The sequence below is a fragment of the Pseudomonas sp. LS2P72 genome, assembly GCF_054897865.1.
Genome location: NZ_CM142708.1, coordinates 4,407,950 through 4,427,610 on the forward strand (window position 1 = coordinate 4,407,950; position 19,661 = coordinate 4,427,610).

Here is a 19,661-nt window from a genome sequence, read left to right on the forward strand (position 1 = left end):
GCACACATGAAACCAGGACTGTTCCAGGGAAACCCAAATGAACCCATCCGACATTTTTGTTATCAGCGCCGTCCGCTCGGCCATCGGCACCTTTGGCGGTTCGCTCAAAGATGTGTCACCTATCCAACTGGCCACTGACGTTTGCCGCGCCGCCATTGAACGTTCAGGGCTGGCGCCTGAACACATCGGTCACGTAGTGATGGGTCATGTGATCCCGACGGAAGCACGTGACGCCTACATCTCTCGTGCCGTGGCGATGAATGCCGGCCTGCCGAAAGAGACGCCCGCCTTCAACGTCAACCGCCTCTGCGGTTCTGGTTTGCAGGCCATTGTCAGTGCCGCACAAAGTTTGATGTTGGGGGATGCAGGCGCTGCGCTGGCAGGTGGCGTCGAATCCATGAGCCGCGGGGCCTATATATTGCCGCAGGCGCGCTGGGGCGCACGCATGGGTGACATGCAAGCCATCGACTACGTGCTTGGCGCTCTGCAAGACCCGTTTGGCGGTTACCACATGGGCATTACGGCGGAAAACATCGCCGAGCGCTATGGCATCACTCGACAGGCACAGGATGAGTTGGCGCTGCTCAGTCAGCAACGCGCAGCCCGGGCGATTGCTGAAGGGCGATTCACCGACCAGATCGTGCCGATCGAAGTGGCGTCCCGCAAAGGTACCGTGACGTTTGCGACGGACGAGCATGTCCGCGCCGAGGTCAATGCCGAGCAATTGGGCAAGATGAAACCAGCCTTCAAAAAAGACGGTAGCGTCACCGCCGGCAACGCGTCGGGCCTCAATGACGGTGCCGGTGCACTGATCCTCGCCACGGGTCAGATGGTTCTCGATCAAGGCCTCAAACCGATGGCCCGACTGGTCGCTTATGCCCATGCCGGTGTGGAACCAGAGCTGATGGGGTTGGGACCAATTCCCGCCACCCGCCTTGTCCTCAAACGCGCCGGCCTGAGCGTTGCCGACCTCGATGTCATCGAGTCCAACGAAGCATTCGCAGCCCAGGCGTGTGCCGTGGCGCAGGAACTGGGCTTCGACCCGGAGAAGGTCAACCCGAACGGTTCGGGGATTTCTCTGGGCCACCCGGTGGGCGCGACCGGTGCGATTATCGCCACCAAGGCCATTCATGAACTGCACCGTGTGCAGGGCCGTTATGCCCTGGCAACCATGTGCATCGGCGGCGGCCAAGGCATCGCCGTGTTGTTCGAACGCGTCTGATCGGCCCAAACGAAGACGGCGCCCCACAGTGGGCGCCGTCTCGTTTTACCGCGATGGAATCTGTGCGCAATGCACGCCGATTTCAGTTCGATGTAAGCCTCGATCACTTCGCGACCACACTCGCGCCCAAATCCCGATTGCTGACCAGGCACGACCTTGCCGCAGACACCGCGGACGGTCCCCGCTACAGGCCGGTCGGTATCTCGATGGGTTTCATTTTTTTCAAGCCCGAAGGTTCTACTAAACTACCCAGAACTACCCAGACTCAGTGAATGATTTCACACTACTGGTAAAGTGATAGCACGCGTCGCCAGATACTCCCAAAGCCTGCAATTTTCGAAGGTTGGGTGGCTAATCACGGTGACGACACGCTCTCAAGCGAGGGCAGCATGAACTGAATCGCGTCATCATCGAGCGCGAGGGGCAGCAGACATGAGGTCTAAATATGATATTTGAGCCCAACAGCACCCGTTCCGTTCTCCAGCGAAGAAGCAGTACCAGTATCGTTATTCAGGCTGGTCTCGATTGTGTTGCGGTGACCGGCGTTGCGTGGTTTTTGATCAATTATCATATCGGCTTCATATCGCAGTCCTATGTCATCCTGCTCCTGTTGCTGCTGGGGGCGTTGGCCGTCGTGTACGACCACTATGCGATTTACCGCAGCAATGTTGTTTTTACCGTCAAAGCCTTCAAGCTTCTGAAAGCGTGGACTGCCACGTTTGGCTTTCTCGTTGCCATGGCCTTTCTTACCAAGCAAAGCGAACAGTACTCACGTTTATTGGTTGGGCAGTTATTTGTTCTTGGATATTTTGCTCAGTTGCTTTTGCACCTCGCGACACGCGAGATGCAGAAGAAGTTTTTGGCCCACCCGACTCAATTGGAAAACTCGCTCATCATTGGCTCGGGCGAACTGGCCAGCTATCTTCACAAGAAAATCAGCAATAATCCCTGGCTCGGTGAGCGCATAGTCGGCTGCGTGTTGATCGGCGCGGACGATGATCGGGGAAAGGAAAGTCTGGAAGGCGCGCAACGTCTGTCGATACTGGGCGATATCTCCGACCTTGATGAGCTAGTTGTTAAACACGCCATTCGTACCGTCTATTTCGTGACCCCTCTGGGTGGCTCAGAGGTCATCCAGGATGTTTATTTAAGGCTGTTCGATAAACACATCTCTGTTAACTGGGTGCCTGACATTTTCTCGTTGCGCCTGATCAACCACAGTGTTCGCGAGATTGCCGGCATTCCCGTGCTCACCTTGTCTGAAACTCCGCTGATGGGGATGCGTCTGTTTCTGAAGAATCTTGAAGACAAAGTCCTGGCCTTTCTCATTCTGGTTTTTGCAGCACCAGTCCTGGTAGCCGTCGCCATTGCCATCAAACTCGATAGCCCCGGCCCCATATTCTTTCGTCAGCAGCGCATGGGGTGGAGTGGAGAAGCTTTCCGGATCTGGAAGTTCAGAAGCATGGTCGTCCATCAGCCGGAAGACGGCGTCGTCAAGCAGGCGCAAAAGAATGATCCGCGCATGACCAGGGTTGGCGCCTTTATTCGGCGGACCAGCCTCGATGAACTACCGCAGTTGTTCAACGTTTTGATGGGGGAAATGTCTCTGGTGGGGCCTCGCCCGCACGCTATTCAACACGATGTGCAGTACTCGCCCGATGTCTCTGGCTACTTTGCGCGTCACAACATTAAGCCGGGCATCACAGGCCTGGCCCAGGTACGTGGCTATCGTGGTGAAACGAGGGATATAGATCAGATGATCCGGCGTGTTGACTCGGACATTGAATACATCAACAACTGGTCGCTATGGCTTGATTTCGTCATTCTTGTACGAACGGTGTTTGCCTTCTCCGGCAAGCATGCCTATTAGTGCGGTGAATCCTAATGACGACACTGACGCAATCCGTCCTCTATTTTGAACACGTCACCTTACCTTTGTCCCTGTAGATTAATGTGCGCAACAAGAACATCGGATTACCCACTATATAGCGTCTGAATAATCGCTTTGGCTCGCCCAGTAGCCTGAACACCCACTCACAACCGAGTCGACGCACCCATTGCGGAGCACGAGTCACCTTGCCGCCGAGAAAATCCAGAATCGCCCCTCCGCACACGACCAGACAGGGCACGCCGCTGACGGCTAACCTGGCAGCAACGGCTTCTTGCTTGGGCATGCCCATACCCAACACAACCAGTTCCGGCTGAAACTGCCGGGCAAGATTCATGTAGGCATCCACCGGCGCGAAACCATGGTGAGCAGACACTACGTTGACCGCAAATAGCGCTTCGCTACGCTGCACCGCGTTAGTTAGAAAGGGCTCTTCAGTACCCCAGAAAGCCACGCGCCGGCCCTTGAACGCGGCCAGCAGTTTGGGAATGAAATCGGTGCCATTCATGTTTAGCCCCGGCTGCAGGCCGAGTCGACGAAACAGGATGGCCATACCGGAGCCGTCCCGTAACAACACGTCAGCAGCCAGCAGCGCGTCAAAGTAGTCGGTATTGGCCGCCACCAGATTCATGGCATGGGCATTGGCGAACCCGAGCACTGTCGTCACGTCAGGTCTGGATAACGCATCAATCAAGGCCTGCTCGTCATCAGCATCGCTGACCACCCTGAGCTTCCGGGTAATCGTTTGCCAGCTGTGCTGCCAGGATAAAGCACGCATTAACTGTCATCTCGCTTCGAACGCACCCATTCAACCTGGCGCTTAAGCAAAAACCTGAGATACAGAGGGATTTTCTTCACCGCGTAAAACGGCGCATACAACAAGGCTGAAAAAGAAATAATCCCGCGACCAAACTGGCTCCATGCCAGCAAGACAGTCACACCCAATATTGCCATCCCGGAAGAAGCTATCATTGCTGGCGCCAACGCTCCCGACAGCAAAAATACCAACCATGACAGGCCAAATGCCGCCGCCAAGGCCAACGTCAACAAGGCCAATGGAGGGACCATCAAATCCAGCGTCATCGCCAGCAGACTCCCGTTACGCTGGCCAATGGATTCCACCAGCAACTTTGGCGTATCCCCAAGGATCACTCCCAGATGACCATGTTCCCAGCGCGTACGCTGGGAAGTTAAGCCTTCATCGCTGCGCGGAAAGTAACTGGTCACCAACGCATCGGGACAAAACACTGGCGGTTTGCCGCTTCGGCATAAATCCAGGCCCATCTTCAAATCTTCAACGATGTGGCCACTGGCTAAATTGATTAACGTCAGATCCCGCCAGACGAAAGCCATTCCGGTGCCCATTAGCTGACAGGGCAAACCAAGTCGGGTCCAACCCTGCGGCCGTACCCGATTCTTCACACACCAGGCAAACTCGGCAAGCCGCACTTTCAGCCCGGCACCTGCTGGAGCAAGCATTAAATTAAGTGCTTGGGCTGGCCGCCCTGAGTCGATGCAACAGATTGCCAAACGCTCAATTGAACCCTCGGCCACCTGGCAATCCGCATCAATAACAATCATGACGTCCGGCGCATCGCTCGCCAAATGACGCACCCCACAGTCCAGCGCATAACCCTTGCCACGCTGCTGATCATTGCTGCGCTCCACCACCTCGGCGCCCGCCTTGCGGGCCAGCGCCGCCGTGTCGTCAGAACAGTTATCCGCCACCACCAATAGGCGATCCCCCAAATGCAACTGCGGTCGAATGCTATTTAACGACGAGACGATGATCGAGGATTCATTGTGTGCCGGTATCAACACCGCCACCCGCGGTCGCGATCCTTGCGCCGACGAGCGCGACCGTGCAGGCAGGCAGGCCATCAAAACCTGCACAAACAGCACCAACACCGGCAGCAGAATGAGTAACAGCAGTGAGCTGAACAGCCAACCAAGTAATGTGATCATGCTTGCGCCCTAAACAAATTAGCCAACTTGGCCGCTTCGATATCGATGTCGTGTCGCTCAAGCACTCTTTGATAAGCCGCCTCGCCCATCCGCTGTAACACCTCGACAGGTTGCGCGAGACAGTCCGCCAGTGCCGCCGCCAACTCATCCACCGCTCCAGCGGGAAACAACCAACCGTTCTCACCCTGTCGCACTAACTCGGGAATGCCCGCCACATAGCTCGTCAGCACGGGTCGGCGCAACGCCATGGCTTCCATGATGACCACCGGCAATCCCTCGGCGAAGCTCGGCAACACCAAGGCCCGCGCCGCAAGAATCTCCGCCCGCACCTGATCGCTGCTGATCCAGCCGGTAATTCGCACTCGCGCCTGCAAGCCATGCTGTGCAATAAGGGTTTCGATTTCCGCGCGCATTTCTCCATCACCGGCCAGTACTATTGCGAACTCCACGTCTTGTGCCGCCAGAATGCGGGCGGCCTCAAGCAGCAAAAGCTGACCCTTCTGCTCACACAAACGACCGACACAAACCAACCGCGGCGTGGATGGCACGGCAACGGCCGGCACATCGTGAAACGCCCGCTCCAGCCCACAATGCACCACCTTTACCCTCGCCCAGTGCGCATAAGCCACCCAGCGAAACAGCTGGCTGCGCCCATAAGAACTGATAGCAGCGACAAAGGCAGCGCGCCGAACTTTCTCGCCCAAGTGAATAAACTGCGGTTTGTCGAATTCTTCCGGCCCGTGCACGGTAAAACTGTACGCCGGCCCACCGAGTACATTGGCCAGCATCACCACCTCGGTTGAGTTGGTGCCAAAATGTGCATGGACATGCTCGGCACCGAACGCCTGCAACCACAACAGCACGCGACACGCCTCGGACAAATAAACCAAATGATAGGGCCAGGGGCGATCGGCACGCCGGCCCATGCGTAGCGCCAGCCACAGCGCCGAAAAAAAACGTCGGGGCTGGGCGCGCAGTACCTGAAGCACAGGCACTAACAGCTCTTTGACTCCGCCCTGCAGCACATACTGGGTTTTATCGCGTTCGGACACGTCCTCGGCATCCACCAATTCGGCATCCCAACCACGCAGGGCAATGCGCTGCACCACAAAACCCTGTCGCTCCAACGCCAAAATCTCGCGACGAATGAAGCTATGGCTGACCTTGGGGTATTGATTGATGAAATAAGCGATGCGCATAGGAACCAGACTTAGTTGTCATTGCGGTGGATTATTACTGCAAGTAATCCCGCAGTAGTACAGGTATCAGGAACGTCAACTAGCCACACGGCTGCTGCTATAACTGCCTATCAACACGCCATCTATCTTTTTAAAGGTGTCGTCCAGCAGCTCATAGCGCCTGCGGTACATGGCTCGTTTTTTTGAAGCAATACTGTCGAGCGGCTTCCTGGACAGCATCATGGGAATCTCAAAAAAATCTTCGCGCTCTGATGGCGTCGCTCCATGCTCTAACCAGATCACATCATAATTTGCCGCCAGTTCCAGAGCTTTGTGAGCGCCAAAATACGGATGACGATGGTGGCGATACCCATCCCCTACCGCATAAATCTTTTCAACACCGATATTGATGGCAATGTATTTAATCACTTCGATCAGAAAGCTTCTTGGCCGAAGGCCTTCAAAGTCTTTTGTCAGGTCCCTGTAGATACTCAACGACAACTCACTCTCAACGCCTTTATGTATCCCTTGTACGGCGCCGATAAAAATACATAACTCAGTGTCCGTGCGACACAAGGTGAAGGCTATTGATGCAATGCGCAGATCCCCCTGAAACAAGTTCAGCACCAGCTCCCCTTCGCGCATAAACCAGAAGGGACGATCCAGCACCAGGGAACAGCCAGCCGCAAACTCCGACAAATCACTCAGCAGCAAGCTGTCACTTCGCCCCAACAATAATAGCTGCGGACAGCTTTTGGTCACCACTTCGTAGTGCGAGGCTAAAACACTAAGTTTATTCTTGGGACTCCAGCTTTTACTGATGTATGGCCAATGAACAACGCCAACACAATCCCCGCCTAACTTCTCAACACCTGACTGACCCAAGGCGTTCGACATACGCCCGCAAAACAACTTTAGCTCGGACCAGTTTTTTGCAACCAGAACCAACATTTTAAATTTATTATTCAATGCTCTTAAGGAATACCCGGCATGTAAAAAAAACACGCTTTTTAATATCACCCAATTATTCATATCAGTCTCACTTGTATTCGATCAACGCGGTCTTGCCGGCGCCGAATCTGTTCAGTAGAAACTTGACTTGACCGAGCATCTCGGGAAACTTCCCCAGCACGAGAAAGAAAGCCCGCAGCCAGTTTTCGCGCGTGGATCTATCGCCCCCGCGGGCGAGGCGCACGACCTGCAATGGATAGATCAGCAGCAAAAGCAGCCCAAACCCTCCCAACACCAAACTCGCGATAACAGTCGCCAACGGGACACCCAATCCCCAGAACCAGACACGGCGCGACTCACGCAACCAATGCTGCTCCGGTGCGGCGCCATGTAAAAATGCGCCCTCGGCAAAGGCATAACCACCGCGCAGGGTACGCTGCCACCATTGGCCGAACCGGGTCATGGTTGCATCGTGCAAGGTCATTTCCTCGCCCAGACGCCAGATCTTCCAACCATTGCCGCGCAGACGTACGCACAATTCAGGCTCTTCCCCGGCAATAAGGCCCGGTCGAAACCCGGACGCTTCGGCGAAGGCGTCAGCCCGCATCAGCGCATCGCCACCACATGCCTTGGCCTCACCTACCGGCGTATCCCATTCGAAATCACACAGTAAGTTGTAAACAGAGTGCTGCGGAAAACGTTCACGGCGCCGTCCACAGACCACCGCGATGTCAGGATGTGTATCAAGAAAGGCCTGCGCCCGGGGCAGCCAACCGCCGATAACCTCACAATCACCGTCGACGAACTGCACATAACGCATCGCCGGCAACAAGCGTTGCATGCAGGCAAATCCTTCATTGCGCGCACGCGCAGCCGTAAAGGGGATCGTCATGTCCAACTCGACCACCTCGACCCCAAGCCTCAGTGCCATCTGCACTGAACCGTCCGTTGATCCAGAGTCGACATAAACAACCTTCTGCGCCGAGCCGACGAGGGAAGTCAGACAACGCTCAAGCCGTAGGCCTTCGTTGCGACCGATAACAACGACACCTATCCCCATAGCCATGGCGCTCACTCAGCGACGCAATTGAAGTAATCCATCGGGTGGTTCATGAGAACTCCCTCGATTCTGCATACTTCCTTTTCTTGATGGTCGCAGGAACGCCCACTGCCACCGAATCGTCCGGTACATCGGTCAGCACTACAGCATTGGCACCTATCACGACATTGTTACCAATGCGGATATTGCCCAGCACCTTGGCCCCTGCCCCGATATCAACATTGTTTCCCATCACCGGAGCAATTGGCTCACTCACATTCTTGAGGCCCACGACAACGCCATTGCGAATACGGCAATCGTCGCCGAACTGCGCATAGCCACTGATCACGATTCCGCCGAAATGATCGATGACGAAGTTGCGCCCGACCACTACCTCACACGGCAACTCGATACCCGTGACGATCTGCACCAGTTTGAAGAGCACTTTGTATAAAAAGGAGAACAACTTGCGTAACAGTGCCGGTCGCACACCGTAACGCCAGCGCCCAAAGCGATAAATCACCATCACCCAAAACCCCTGAGCCCCCCAATCTCCGGCGTATGCACGTAAATCCGCACGTATGTTTTCGAACATAACTGGCTCTACCGTGTTGGTTGGCTAGCGAATTTGGTATCACGCAGCAACGCCCAGGTCACACGAGTATGCTGCCAACACGCCCCTAAAGCGGCCCGACCGCGGCCCTTCAATAGCGCCTTGAGCGCCACAATCAGATCAGCCAGACTCACCAGTAGCATATGTGAGGCCAAACCAGGCAAACCGTGGTGCTTGCGAAAGTACAAAAGCTCACTTTCGATTTGTAACATGGGTAACTGACGACTATCCGTATTGAGTTTGTCAACAGACTTGGCACTTTCACCACCGATATGCACCACCGTGGTATGCGGGTAGTAAACGACCTTCCAGCCAGCCTGTTTAACGCGCTTGCAGTGATCTATCTCCTCGAAGTAAAGGAAGTAGCGCGGATCGAACAAGCCAACCTGGTCGATGACTTCACGACGGATCAGGTAATAGCACCCGGGCACCCAGTCGCACTCACGCACCGAAGCATGATCCCAGGCCATGTCGTCGACTCTTTTCACCACAGGGAAAAAACGGTCAAGCCCTGTATGCGAAAGGAAGACATTCAACGGCGTTGGAAAATAGCGACAGGAGGGCTGTAAATCGCCCTCTCGTCCAACCAACCGAACGCCGAGAACACCGCAATCAAGATGAGTTTCCATGTAGTCGAGCGTCTTGCTCAGTGTATCCGCAGCCACAAAGGCATCGGTATTGAGGAGCAACGCATACTTGCCCTGCAGGTGTTCAACCAATTGATTATTGGCACGCCCAAAGCCAACATTATTTTCATTGGCCAGTTGCAATGCCTCTGGACAAATAGTTGCCAGACATTCCAGCGAATTATCGACAGAGGCATTATCCACCACCAAATAGCGGGTGCGATCCACACTATTCGACTGGCGTAACGCATTGAACATCGGTTGCAACAGCTCCGCTGTATTGTAATTAACTACCAACACATCAAGGGGAGCACTAACCATTGGGTTGCACGCCAAAAAAGTATTCCGCTCTCATTTTTATAAGCATCGGCTCAAGTGCCGGGTCGTACACACCACTGCGCTGCTTGATAAGGTCAATCCACGGATAAGTGGCACTACGCTCTTCGACTTTCGCCAACACCTCTTCCAGCGTACAAATAACCTTGGCTGGATTACCCGCAACCACCACCCCAGGCGGAACATCTTTTACGACTACAGCACCGGCTGCGACAATCGAATTAGGGCCAACAGTCACACGCGGCAAGATCATAGCGCCATAGCCGATAAAACAATTATCAAGAATATCGACAGGACCGACAGAATCAAGTTTTCTATCAAAGACCACCTCGAGCATGCCGACTACTCCATCGTGGCCGAACAGCGTGCAACAAGATAAACCTACATTATTTCCGAGTCGTACTAGTGAAGGGTCAGGTATGTTGGCAGCAGGATTGATCCATACGCCTTGACCGATGGAGTGCAGTCCTCCCCACCGAACCATATGTTTAGCCCATTCATACCCGTCTGGTTTACAGAATTTTTTATAGAGGGGGGTCCCATACCCCGTTGTTTTTGCAATATAAGCAATCGTACGTTTCAGTAGACCAATCATCCTGTCAGCCTCATCGATTCAGCGATAGACATCTGTGCCAAGGTTAGATACACCCTGATTCTTCTATACCACTTCCCTAAGAGTAGACGCTTCCTAAAATCCAACACTCAAATCATCCACACATGCTCCCCTTCATGTGTACCTGCCCACCCCGGGCCCCATCTGATGGTCAAGATGCTCTGCCAGCCTTAGAGCAAGTTGCAAAAGGGGCATCGTGGGGTTACAGGCACCGCCTGTAGAGAAAACACTGCTACCGGCAACGTAAAGATTCTCGACACCAAACACTTTGCAGTTCTCGTCGACCACGCCAAACTCAGGCGAAGTCGCCATCCGCGTGGTCCCCATATGATGAGCATGGGGATTGAGCATCAGTGGCAAATCGACGTCATACACATATTCTTCCAACTTGACGAAGCCCAGCCCTGTGTCGGCAAAACACTTTGCCACTTCGAGCCCTATGGACTTGACGGTTTCCCTGTCTGCAGGCGTTAGCTCCCAATGAATCTTGACCTTCCTCATCCCTAACGCATCTCGCTCGTCGAGCAATGAGATGCGGCTATCGGGGTTGGGAAACTGCTCGATCAGCGTGCCAAGCACCCCATCACCAGGGCAATCGAACTTGGCAATAAATTCAACCTTGCGCTCCGCACCCACTTCGCAAATGAGGTTCTCGAAAAAGCTCTTGATGGCAGACATTCGCCCATAAGATTTCACTTCAGCTACAAGCGTGGCCGTCACATTCCCTTTACCTGACTTGTGCTCCATCACGAATGCATCGGTCGTGAAGAACTCCTGCCGAGCCTCTGCACCCTGCTCGTCTTTCAGGATGAAGTTTCCCATTTCGACGTTCAGGTGCTCCATGAAACATCTACCGACGAAACCATCCTTGCTTACGATACCGCCAGCTGCCAGAGACTCGCTGCTGAGCAGCTGCCTGGCATTCTCGATCGCGCCTGTCGCCAGAATGAATTGTTTTGCCGTGACTCGCTCTCGACGCAACTGGTAGTCCGAGACGACTATCGTTGCTATACGGCCGGTCTTGCTGTCGAACTCAAGATCGACGCAATTGCAATGGATGAAGACATCCAGCCCCTCGGTCTCATTAAGTTCCTTGGCATATTTTTGTGCAAATCGCGTCGGCGGGCTCAGCAGGAAACGATCAGCGTCAAAGTCGGTGCCGTCCAAAGTCGCATTGATAGCCTTGAATCCGGAGTGCGGTGGAAGATCGACAATATCCATGGCCGCCGACAGATTGCGCTCGATCTCGGAAAACGTGATGGGCCAACCCGGCAGGGGCACCGGAGGGCCCACGGTAAAGTCCGACTTTTCGAATGGACGGCATCGCCCGGCCCAATGATTGGAGGTCCCGCCAAGATAACGCAGGCGTGTTTCATGAGCGTACATCTCGAGGCCTGATGATGAGACCTTGTAGAGGTTCTGCGAGGCTGACGAATACTCGTGCCCGCCACCCTCGACAAGCAACACACGCCGACCATTACCGGCTAAACGCAAGGCCAGCGTAATGCCGGCCGGCCCCCCGCCGATGATGCAGACGTCATAGTGGTCGCGGAGTTCTTTCTGCGATTGGTAGTCTTTGATCATGCGTGTGTTTGCCGAAAATGCTGGGCAGGTAGCACCCATCCGTTGATGACAACAAACTCGGATTTAGCAGCAGAGGGCCGGGCAACGGCTTTGGAAAAGCCGAATGTGAGACCGCCAATACTCAACAGAACAGAAGCCTGGAGGAAGCCTCTGCGCCCCATCACAGAGGTATTCAAATCAGTTTCTCTCATGATTCAAAGCTCCACGACACCGAGATCACGTTGGAAATTTCAACTGCACATCAAGGTCACATTTTTTTTGGCAACCGCTATCAACACCTCAATGACGGCGCGGTGCCACAGCTTTGGAAACATCAAGAGAAATAGATCAAATCAGCCATTTAGCAAGATCAGTCAATAATTCCCCACACAAAGCCCCCACCCCCAGCATTGGCAGCACTACCAGTTCACGCTTGAGACTGAATAGCCCCAGACGACAATTGACATAAAAAACCAGGATAAGCGTAGGAAACGTGTACAGGGCAGCGCCCCAAATCGCATATTCGACCCCGCCAATTGCCAGCAGCAGGGGCAGCAGCACCCACAACGAGACCACGCGAATAATGTTATCCATGGCCTGGTACTTGGTGAGTCCCAAGGCAATCCAGACCTGATTCGCCAGCATGTAGCGCATGGTGAAAAAAGAGAGCGAAAGAATGGCCATCATGTTGCCGGCCTGAGCGTAACGCTCATCGTACAAAATGCTGATGAGCAGTGGACTGCCGGTCAGGAACAGTCCACAGAGAAACAGGCAGGCAAGATCGATCATCAATTTCAAGCGGTGGTACAAAGCGTGGAGCCGCACGGTGTCATTAGTTCTTGAAGCCTCACTGAAGGCCGGCAAGGCAACGGCACCGGCTATCTTTTGCAGCGCAAGCTGAACAGCTCCCAAAATCAGCACGGCAATGGAGTAAACGCCCAGTTCGCTGGTCGTCATGCTGCCGCCGAACCAGATACGATCACCGTACATGGCCAATACGCCCACTGCCGACGACAACAATATCCAACGGCCGAAGCCGACTAATTCATCGAGCGCAGTACGCTCCCACCGTAGACGGTTAGAAGGGCCCTCAAACCAGAAATGCCCCAGCAGCGTGCTGACCATCGATTGGACCAGACCTGCAATCACCAGCGACCAGATGGACCTGGTGAAGTAACCGATGGCCAGCATGACCACCAGCCCGACGACCTGAGACGCAAACTCGGTGAGCACCACTTTCTTTTGCTGGAAAGCGCGCACTGCCAGGTCGATTTTGGTCGACTGAAAACCAACGATGATTGCCGAGAAACCGGTCACGGCCAATACCAGCGGCAACTCGGGTGCGGCGTAGGTGGAATGGGTCGACCACAGATTGAGGATCTGTGCATACCAGGCCAGCGCCGCGAGGAGAAGTGTCAAAGCAAAAAGGATAAAGCCACGCACGATCTGCACGGTCCAGATGGTATTGAGAAATACCGGATCGTCGCCACGCGGACTCTGGATGATGTTCTGGCGCAAGCCGACATCGGAAAGCATGTGCAGAATCAGCGAAACGGTGATGGCGATCATCATGATGCCGAACATCTCCGGCATCAGCAGACGAGCCATTATCAGGTTGCCGCCCAAGCGAAAAGCTTGAGACGTAACCAGCGCCCCCAGATTCCATGCCCCGGCAGAGATCGCTCGCTTACGAAGGCCCATCGATGGTGAAAAATCAGCTAACGACATAACATCATCCCCGGACTCAATGGCTCAAAAGGAACTATAGTCGCGTTTGGCCATTCCACTAGCCGTCGCTCATCAATCAATAAGTCCAATCAAACATGCCTGAGCACTTCCGAGCGTTAATCGTCATTCTGGTCCTCACTGGCATCGTATTTGCCATGGCACGTCGACCAGCAGCAGACCTGATTCCCGACCGTAATTTCACTCGTCGGCGCAATCTGTGGTTCGTATTGACGCTTCTGGCATTTGTGTCGCACAGCTTCTGGGTGTACGCAGGCATTGCCGCGATCGTTTTGACCTTCGCACGAATTCGCGAACGCAATCCCGTGGCGCTATTTTTCCTTCTGCTGTTTCTCATCCCGCCGGCCACGGCGGAGATTCCGGGCTTCGGCCTGGTCAACTATTTTTTTGCCCTTAACCATATTCGTGTGCTGGCACTGTGTGTGTTGCTTCCGGCTTTTTTGGTTCTGCGCAAACGCGCCGACACGGTCCCTTTCGGGCGCACCTGGCCTGACAAACTGTTAGCCGCCTACCTCCTGCTGACGAGTCTGCTTTTCCTGCGTGAAACAACCGTCACCGACACCTTGCGCCAAATGCTCTACCTGTTCATCGAAGTTTTTTTGCCTTACTACGTTGCCAGCCGGGCGCTGAAGAACCTCAGCGACTTCAAGGACGCTCTGTTCGGTTTTGTACTCGCCGCCATGGTGCTGTCGCTTATAGGTCTCTTCGAATATGCCAAGCACTGGCAGCTGTACAGCGCGGTTGTCTACGCCATGGGCATGCAATGGGATCCCGGCTACTTGAGCCGTGGTGGCTCATTACGCGCCAGCGCCACTACCGGTCAGGCCATTGCGCTGGGCTTCGTCATCAGCGTGGCCATCGGCTTTTACCTGTACTTGCAGGAGGAGGTACGTAGCAAATTGCAGCGCAGCCTCGGCGCACTGTTGCTCGCCGGTGGTCTGTACGCACCGCTGTCGCGTGGCCCCTGGATCGGTGCAGCCGTCATGATCGTCGTGTTCATCGGCACTGGCCGTAAAGCGATCAAACGCCTGATGCTGCTGGGAGCCGCCGGAGTGCTCGCCCTGCCCTTGCTGGCCGTCGTGCCGGGCGGGCAAAAAGTGCTTGATCTGCTACCGTTTATCGGCACGGTGGAAGTCGAAAACATCACCTATCGGCAGCGCTTGATTGATAACGCCGTGATCGTTATTCAGCGCAACCCTTGGCTGGGTTCTTTCAATTTCCGCAGCACACCGGAAATGCAATCCATGATTCAGGGCCAGGGGATCATCGATATCGTGAACACCTATATCGGCATAGCGCTGTCGTTCGGTTTGGTTGGCTTAACGCTTTTCGTGGTTTTTTTCGTCAGTGTGTTGCAGGGCATCCGCAAGGGGATGCATTCGTTCCCCAACGAAGACGATGAGGCACGCCGACTCGGACGTGCACTTCTGGCGACACTGGCCGGGATCCTGATCACCATCGTTACCGTTAGCAGTATTACGGTAATCCCCGTGGTGTATTGGTCGGTGGCTGGACTGGGCGTGGCCTACGCTCAGATGGCACGCAGGTTCAAGCTCACCTCGACGGCTGTCACGGCGAGTGCCCATCTCCAACTCAGGTAGAACCCATGATCCAGTTGTTGCGCCGCCCCCAGATACTGCTCCTGCTGTTGTTTGCTATTTGGCCGTTTCGTACCTGGGCGTCGGACTGGGTCGTCAGTGTGGATGAGCGCAACGGCCTGCCAACGCTGATGCGTGGTGGCAGTCCGGTAGTTGCTACGACATTCTCGTTCTTCGGGCGCAACTGGGAATGGACGTATTTGCACACTGAATTCAAGGTAAACACCCCTTATCGATACTCCCTTGCTGGTAAAAACAAAGCGCTGGATTTCGACTTGACTGCGCAGATTCAGAAGCAAAACGAGCAAAAGCTGATCTGGAACTTTGCCCTGGATGCACACAGCGGGAAGTCTGGCGTTTCAGGTGGTGGCATCGTCTTCGAATTCGACCCCGCTCTTTTCGCTGGAGAAATGGGCGAGCCCACTTTGCTACCCGACAACCGCGGCTGGTCCTGGGGCAATGCACAAGGTCGACGCATCGAAATGCGCTTCGAGCCCGCACTGGCGGGTGTGTACTTTGAACCGGGCAGCAAATCCGAGATCCGCGCTTTTTTCTACAAGGACACAATCAAAACTGGTCGTCAGGATTTCACAGCCACCTTGAGCGTTTCGGGCGATGTAGCGGTCGGCCCGACCACTACCGAGCGCTTCGGGCTGTCGGACCCAAAGAGCTGGCCGACTGACAAGCTCGATTTGAAAACCTCGCCGGTCGACTTGTCCTTTCTCAACGCTCAGGAAAAACCTGCAGGCAAGCGCGGCTTCATCAAAGCATCCGGCGAGCAATTGCTATTTGCCGACAACACTACGGCGCGTTTCTGGGGCACCAACCTTTCGGCCTACACGCTGTTCCTCACGCCAGACGATGCAATCAAGCAGCAGGCCAAACGCCTGTCGGCACTGGGCTTCAATCTTGTACGGCTGCACCACCATGACTCGCCATGGGTCTTGCCGAACATCTTTGGCGACGGCAGGGTTACGCGCAGCACCCAGCAACTGAGCCCGGAATCGCAGAAAAAAATCGACTGGTGGATCAAGTGCCTGAAAGACGAAGGCATTTATGTGTGGCTCGACATGCACGTCCAGCGAGTCTTTACTGAAAACGACAACATTTATGGCTTCGATGAATTGCCAAAAGAAGCGCAGAATTTTACCTATCTCAAGGGCTATTCCTATGTGAATCTCACCATTCAAAAAGCCATGAAGCGCTTTACCGAAGCCTACATGACCCATGTAAACAGCTATACCGGCCTCGCCTACAAAGACGACCCGGCGATCGCCGCCGTACTGATCACCAACGAAAACGACGTCACCAACCACTTCGGCAACGCCCTGCTGCCAGACAAGAATCTGCCCAAGCACAACCGCATTTATATGGCGGAGGCCGAGGCCTTTGCCAAACTGCACAACCTGTCTGCAAACCAGACCTGGCGCTCCTGGGAGCCAGGCCCTTCCAAGCTGTTCCTTAACGATCTGGAGCGGCGTTTCAACATCGACATGATTCAGCACCTGCGTGGAATAGGCGTGAAAGTCCCCATCGCCACGACCAGTAGCTGGGGCCGCAATGGTCTGAACTCCCTGCCGGCCCTTACTGCCGGCGACGTAATCGACGTCCATAGCTACGGGGGCTCGGGGCAGATAGAGAAAAACCCGCTCTACAGCGACGGCATAGTGAATTGGATTGCCGCCGGCCAGGTCATCGGCAAACCCTTGACCGTCACCGAATGGAACAATGAGCCCTTCCCGATTCCAGACCGTCACTCGCTGCCACTCTATATCGCCGGCACCGCCAGTCACCAAGGCTGGGATGCACTGATGCAATATGCCTACAGCCAGGAGCCATTCGGGGGCCAAGGGATGAGTGCCAACAACTGGCACGCCTATAACGACCCTGCAATGCTGGCCACCCTGCCCGCCGCCGCCTTGCTTTATCGCCGCGCAGACGTTCACGAAGCAACAACGACCTACGTCTTCGCGCCGACGCCAGCCACCCTGTTCAACCGAATGATCACACCGGCCAGCTCTGCTTTCCTGCGCACAGCCATGGAGAAAGGCAAGCTGGAAATCGCGATGCCACAGACGCCGGAATTACCTTGGTTGCAACAAAGCGCTATCCCAGGCAATGCACAGCAATTTCATGACCCTGACCAGTCGCTGCTGGACGCCAACGCCAGCGAGTCCACGACCGACACGGGAGAGCTAAAGCGCAATTGGAAACAAGGTGTTTACACCATCAATACGCCGCGCACCCAGGCCGCTACCGGCTGGATCGGCGGCGAATCGATCAGCATTGGCAACATTAAGGTTCAAGTGAAGACCGCCAACGCCAGTGTGGTGGTACAAAGTCTGGACGACACGCCTTTGGGCCGATCGCAGGACTTAATGATTTCGTTAGGCACCCGTGCCATCCCCCAGGACGGCGACAAAATACCTTTTTATGTTGAACCCCTCGAGGGCACGCTAACCATCCAGGCGCCGCAAGGCTTGACACTGTTCACCCACGGCATTCAAAGGCAGATGAGGAAGCTGCCCGCGACCTACCTTGATGGCCGCTATACAATCAAGTTCGACGGCTTGCAGGCGTCGAACTGGTTGTTCTTGAAAAAAGACGTCACGCAAGCACAACCTTAGGCGATGCGCAGCCGACCTCAACAAGATGGAACAACACCTTGGCGGTGTTGTTCCGCGAGGGCTATTCAAAGGGCGTCAAAATCAAACGATGGAACATAGCCTGAGCCGAGAAGATGTGGACATTTCGACGATACAAAATCATCACTTAATAAATCATCCGCACTTTTATACTTGTTCGTGAAAACCCCGGTGATATTTAAAAGAGTATGCGGCAAGGAGGATATGCTGATTTTCTGACTTTCTCTTTCCTTCAACTTTAGAAGCTTGAGCGATTGCTCGTTTGAAATATTATCGGATGCCCAGATAAATGCCGAAACCGGGAGATCGTATTTATTGCCAATTCCATGCCCCAGTAGTCCTCTACTATCATCCATCATGTTTTCACCATGATCCGATGAATAAAACAAGACGGATGGTTTTTTGCTTGCCTTCAACTGATCAATAAGCATGCTTAATAGCCAGTCTGTATATAAAATACTATTATCATATTCGGCGGTAATTTTGTCTTTGAAGCTGTCTGTTGACGGCTTGAACTTATCGAATTGCTCTGGGTATCGGCGTGAATACTCGAAATGACTCCCCTTGACATGAATGAATATGGCTTTCCTTTCTGTATTGCCTTTATTTAGTATTTTTTCATATTCCGCAATCAATGCACCATCATAACTTCTCTCAAAATACTGACGATATTGTGCCTCTGCAGCTATTTGTGGAATTATTCCGCCAAAACTATCAACCTCCTGTACGGACAACCAATAGGTCATGTACCCGGCTGTGCGATAAATACTCACCAATGATTTGGTTGACGCAATGGCCTCCCAATCCGATATAGGCTCAAGGCTCAGCATTGAAGGGACCGCGAACGAGGTATAGGGGGCTGTCGTGCAGATCTGATTGAATTTGAAAACCCCCGCCTGCTTACCGAGATTCGGGGTTGTTTCCTTGTTGTAACCGTAGAGGGACCAGTTGTGCGGCCGTGATGACTCACCGATCACAAAAACAATGGTTTCTATATTTGATTGATTCGAGATGCTGGTTATTTTTACGTCAGACTCCCGGCGGCGTTTGATAAGTTCCTCCGTCCCCGAATACAAGTTTGCAGTAAGGGCCATTTGCGATAAATAGCCTACTGGCGTACTTTGATCTTTTGCAAGGAGATCCATGACTGCAGATTTCCCGAAAGAATTAAGCTTGACGGTTTTATAGAAATACGCCCCATACCCCACTAGCAAGGCGCTAACAACCAAAACAAAAACACCTTTGTTTTTATATAATTCGCGCTTATGCAGGCCTATTAACCCAAGCCCATAGCAAAATATGAAAATCACCAAAACAATACTGATGGGCTGCCAATAGGTCGGTAGAAATTCGCCGACCTCCTGATGATTTGTCAAGCCAATAAATATATAGGCAGCTGTTAATCTCGAATTGAAATTCAAAACCAAAAACAGATCAATGGCTGCTACTAAATAGAACGGTAGTAGAACAAGGTGAACCTTGAATTGATTGGATGAAATAAATCTAATTGCCAACAGCCATAACACCGACATACCAAGGGTGTAAAAGACCAACAAATCAATTTTAGAGTATTGATAGTTTGTTAGCGTCCTGACAATCAACGGTGATAGCAGGAATGACCACAATACTAAATTTGGCCATTCTGCTTTTATGCTAAATCCGGCAGAGTTTTTCATTT

At 53.7% G+C, this 19,661-nt stretch carries 16 protein-coding genes; 4 read left to right on the plus strand and 12 right to left on the minus strand.

Annotated elements, in window-relative coordinates; translation table 11 throughout:
* Positions 1 to 37 precede the first annotated feature (37 nt).
* Positions 38 to 1,222: an acetyl-CoA C-acyltransferase family protein gene (locus ACYZUA_RS20125; protein WP_461960310.1), complete on the plus strand. Its 1,185-nt coding sequence runs from the start codon at positions 38 to 40 to the stop codon at positions 1,220 to 1,222.
* Positions 1,223 to 1,667: 445 nt separating this feature from the next.
* Positions 1,668 to 3,092, plus strand: coding sequence for an undecaprenyl-phosphate glucose phosphotransferase (locus tag ACYZUA_RS20130; protein ID WP_461960311.1), 1,425 nt, complete (start codon positions 1,668 to 1,670; stop codon positions 3,090 to 3,092).
* 40 nt (positions 3,093 to 3,132) lie between these two features.
* On the opposite strand, the gene ACYZUA_RS20135 is transcribed toward ACYZUA_RS20130, so the two are convergent.
* The 11 genes from ACYZUA_RS20135 to ACYZUA_RS20185 form a co-directional block, all read right to left on the minus strand.
* Positions 3,133 to 3,888, minus strand: a complete 756-nt coding sequence (locus ACYZUA_RS20135; RefSeq protein ID WP_461960312.1) for a WecB/TagA/CpsF family glycosyltransferase — start codon at positions 3,886 to 3,888, stop codon at positions 3,133 to 3,135.
* Positions 3,888 to 5,075 carry a glycosyltransferase family 2 protein gene (locus ACYZUA_RS20140; protein ID WP_461960313.1) on the minus strand — a complete coding sequence of 396 codons (1,188 nt, stop codon included), beginning with the start codon at positions 5,073 to 5,075 and terminating at the stop codon, positions 3,888 to 3,890. Before ACYZUA_RS20140 ends, ACYZUA_RS20135 begins: the two co-directional genes overlap by 1 nt.
* The gene (locus ACYZUA_RS20145) at positions 5,072 to 6,274 is read right to left on the minus strand and encodes a glycosyltransferase (RefSeq protein WP_461960314.1); all 1,203 of its coding nucleotides are present in this window, start codon (positions 6,272 to 6,274) and stop codon (positions 5,072 to 5,074) included. The genes ACYZUA_RS20140 and ACYZUA_RS20145 overlap by 4 nt, the downstream gene beginning before the upstream one ends.
* A gap of 75 nt (positions 6,275 to 6,349) precedes the next feature.
* Positions 6,350 to 7,285, minus strand: coding sequence for a DUF535 family protein (locus tag ACYZUA_RS20150; protein ID WP_461960315.1), 936 nt, complete (start codon positions 7,283 to 7,285; stop codon positions 6,350 to 6,352).
* Between the two features lie 7 nt (positions 7,286 to 7,292).
* A complete protein-coding gene (locus tag ACYZUA_RS20155) occupies positions 7,293 to 8,270 on the minus strand; it encodes a glycosyltransferase family 2 protein (protein ID WP_461960316.1) in 978 nt (325 codons plus the stop codon).
* A gap of 43 nt (positions 8,271 to 8,313) precedes the next feature.
* Complete coding sequence (locus ACYZUA_RS20160) at positions 8,314 to 8,838, minus strand: serine O-acetyltransferase (RefSeq protein WP_461960317.1); 525 nt, start codon at positions 8,836 to 8,838, stop codon at positions 8,314 to 8,316.
* Between the two features lie 8 nt (positions 8,839 to 8,846).
* Positions 8,847 to 9,803: a glycosyltransferase family 2 protein gene (locus ACYZUA_RS20165; RefSeq protein WP_461960318.1), complete on the minus strand. Its 957-nt coding sequence runs from the start codon at positions 9,801 to 9,803 to the stop codon at positions 8,847 to 8,849.
* Complete coding sequence (locus ACYZUA_RS20170) at positions 9,796 to 10,413, minus strand: acyltransferase (protein ID WP_461960319.1); 618 nt, start codon at positions 10,411 to 10,413, stop codon at positions 9,796 to 9,798. The genes ACYZUA_RS20165 and ACYZUA_RS20170 overlap by 8 nt, the downstream gene beginning before the upstream one ends.
* Positions 10,414 to 10,545: 132 nt before the next feature.
* The gene (locus ACYZUA_RS20175) at positions 10,546 to 12,015 is read right to left on the minus strand and encodes an FAD-dependent oxidoreductase (protein WP_461960320.1); all 1,470 of its coding nucleotides are present in this window, start codon (positions 12,013 to 12,015) and stop codon (positions 10,546 to 10,548) included.
* Positions 12,012 to 12,206 (minus strand): hypothetical protein, encoded by a 195-nt coding sequence (locus ACYZUA_RS20180; protein ID WP_347804475.1) that lies wholly within the window; start codon positions 12,204 to 12,206, stop codon positions 12,012 to 12,014. Before ACYZUA_RS20180 ends, ACYZUA_RS20175 begins: the two co-directional genes overlap by 4 nt.
* A gap of 136 nt (positions 12,207 to 12,342) precedes the next feature.
* Positions 12,343 to 13,722, minus strand: a complete 1,380-nt coding sequence (locus ACYZUA_RS20185; RefSeq protein ID WP_461960321.1) for an oligosaccharide flippase family protein — start codon at positions 13,720 to 13,722, stop codon at positions 12,343 to 12,345.
* A gap of 95 nt (positions 13,723 to 13,817) precedes the next feature.
* Here ACYZUA_RS20185 and ACYZUA_RS20190 point away from each other — a divergent pair, with 95 nt between their 5' ends.
* Positions 13,818 to 15,341, plus strand: a complete 1,524-nt coding sequence (locus ACYZUA_RS20190) for an O-antigen ligase family protein (protein WP_461960322.1) — start codon at positions 13,818 to 13,820, stop codon at positions 15,339 to 15,341.
* A 5-nt stretch (positions 15,342 to 15,346) separates the two neighbouring features.
* Entirely contained in the window at positions 15,347 to 17,965 is a 2,619-nt protein-coding gene (locus ACYZUA_RS20195; RefSeq protein ID WP_461960323.1) for a glycosyl hydrolase family 5, read from the plus strand.
* Positions 17,966 to 18,030: 65 nt separating this feature from the next.
* Here the strand turns inward: ACYZUA_RS20195 and ACYZUA_RS20200 are convergent, their stop codons facing one another.
* The gene (locus ACYZUA_RS20200; protein WP_461960324.1) at positions 18,031 to 19,659 is read right to left on the minus strand and encodes a phosphoethanolamine transferase; all 1,629 of its coding nucleotides are present in this window, start codon (positions 19,657 to 19,659) and stop codon (positions 18,031 to 18,033) included.
* Between the last annotated feature and the right edge of the window lie 2 nt (positions 19,660 to 19,661).